Source organism: uncultured Faecalibacterium sp. (assembly GCF_900066275.1).
Taxonomy (GTDB): Bacteria; Bacillota; Clostridia; order Oscillospirales; family Ruminococcaceae; genus Faecalibacterium; species Faecalibacterium taiwanense.
Window position 1 is genome coordinate 1 of record NZ_FMFG01000003.1, and the last position, 2,281, is coordinate 2,281.

At 65.8% G+C, this 2,281-nt stretch carries 2 protein-coding genes; both read right to left on the reverse strand.

The annotated features are described in order from the left end of the window. Nucleotides 1-1,759, reverse strand: a 1,759-nt coding sequence (locus QZL71_RS01730; protein ID WP_294647481.1) for an AAA family ATPase, incomplete at its 3' end; no start/stop codon positions are given. After that, nucleotides 1,756-2,281, reverse strand: a 526-nt coding sequence (locus tag QZL71_RS01735; protein ID WP_294647482.1) for an exonuclease SbcCD subunit D, incomplete at its 5' end; no start/stop codon positions are given. The genes QZL71_RS01730 and QZL71_RS01735, both read right to left, overlap by 4 nt.

The window sequence follows — 2,281 nt, forward strand, 5'->3', positions numbered from 1 at the left end:
GGCGGGCGCAGTCTGCTTCGGCCTGCCGAAGCGCGGCGACACACTCGGCCTGTGCTGCGTGCAGGGCACAGGCTTCTTCCGTCAGGACAGCGTTCATCCCCTTGAAGGTCAGCTGCACCGTCCCATCCGGGGAGGTGAAGCGCTCGGGCAATAGGCTCTCAGCATCCCGGCGCAGGGAGCGGCGGGCTTCGTCGGCTGCGGCAAGGGCGCTCTGTGCGGCAGTGCTGGCAGTCTGGGCCAGTGCATCGGCCTTTTCGGCTTCCTGCTTGGCGGCATCCACCTGCGCCTGCGTGGGGGCTGTGTGGGGCAGTTGGGCCTTTGCCGGGTGGTGGACGCTGCCGCACACGGGGCAGGGCGCACCCTCGGCCAGCGCCTGCGCCAGCAGTCCGGCCTGTGCGTCCAGAAAGGCTTTGTCCAGCGCATCCCGCCGGGCATGGGCCTGTTCCTTGGCTTCGGCGGCAGTGCGGTAGGCATCCTGCGCACGGTGGGCCTTTTGTGCCTGCTGCTGGCAGGCGGCAAGCCGCTGGTTCAGGGTGGTAAGGGCGGTGCTGCGCTGGGCCAGCTCCTTTTCCCGGTTCTGCAAGGCCAGCAGCCGGGTGGGAGCATCTTCCAGCGCGGTCAGCTCCTTTTCAGCAGCGGCCAGCGCTGTGTCCAGTGCGGCCAGCTGGGTGCGTTTCGCTTTGGCCTTGGCAGCGGCCAGCTGGGCAGCATCCCGCGCGGCCTGCTGCTGATGGCACAGGGCATCCAGCTCATCGTAGGCGGCAAGGGCCGTCTGTGCCTGCGTCACCTGTCCGGCAAGAACATCCAGCTGGGCGGCATCGCCTGCGTGGCGGGCGCTCTCGGCACGGGCAGCTTCCAGCACAGGCAGGGCAGCGGTAAGCTCTGCCTGCTTTGCGGCCAGCTGTGCGGCCAGCTGTCGGGCCTGCTGGGCGGCACCCAGCTGACGTTGTACTTCGTCCAGCTTGGCTTCGGTGTCCTTGAGGGCAGCAGCAACGGTCTCCTGCGCGGCCTGCTGGCGTGCCAGCAGACCTTCCAGCAGGGCAAGGGCCGTCTCCGGCTCGGTCTGGGCGTTCAGTGCGGCAAGGGCATCGGCATCCGGGTCGTCGGGAGAAAACCGGATGCCGGAGAGCAGACTGTCCAGCTTTGCATTCTGGGTGGTGCGCTGCTGGCTGAGGGCGGCGCTTTCGGCCTGCAGGCGCTCCTGCAGCCGGGCATAGCGCTGGGTGCGGAACAGCTTGCGGAAAATGCGGCTGCGCTCCTCGGTGGAAGCGTTGAGCAGCTTTGTGAACTGACCCTGCGCGATCATGGCGATCTGGCAGAACTGGCTGTAGTCCAGCCCGATGATCTCCTGCACGGCGGCAGTCACATCCTTGGCTTTGGTCACCGGCGGACGGCCATCGGAATAGGTGAGGGTGGCATCCGCTTTTTCGGTGGTCATGCCCTCGCCGCGGTTTTTGGGGCGCTGGTACTCCGGGTTGCGGCGCACGGTATAGCGCTGGCTGTTCACCTCAAATTCCAGCTCCACAAAGGTGGGCGTTTTAGGGCCGGCATACTTGCAGCGCAGCATGGCGCCCTCGCGTACGCCGCCGCTGGAATGATCGTACAGCGCATATGTAATGGCATCGAACAGGGTGGTCTTGCCTGCGCCGGTATCGCCGGTGACAAGGTATAAGCCGCCCCTACCCAGCTTTGCCAGTTCCAGAACCGTCTCGGCGGCGTAGGGGCCAAAGGCCGAAAGAGTGAGCTTCAGCGGTCTCATGCGTCCTCGCCCTCCTTCCAGATCTCCTCAATGAGCTGCTGGCAGAATGCCGCCTGCTCCGCCGTCAGCGGCTGATTGTTCTGCAGCTGGTAGAACGCCGAGAAGTGGTCCAGCGGGGTGATGCTCTCGGCGCGTTCCGGTGCGGTGATCTCCTGATCTTCCCGGGTGCGGAGGTTATCGTAGTCCAGCCGCATCAGGTTGGGGTAGATCACCCGCAGGCGGGCCAGCGCGTCCGGCACGTCCTGCTCGTCGGTCAGGGTAATGTGCAGGTAGTCGTCCACCGCAGTACCGTCGTAATTGCGGCGGTCGGTCAGCTCCATGTAGCTGCCGCGCACTTCCCGCAGGTCGTGCTTCGGGGTAAGCGGCGCGGTGGTGATGGAAACTTTGCCCTTGAGACCGAACTCCACAAAGGTGGCGCTCTTGTGCTGGTCTGCTTCCGAAAAGGAGTATTTCAGCGGGGTGCCGCAATAGCGCACGGCATCGCGGCCCACCTTCTGGGGGCTGTGCAGGTGGCCCAGCGCC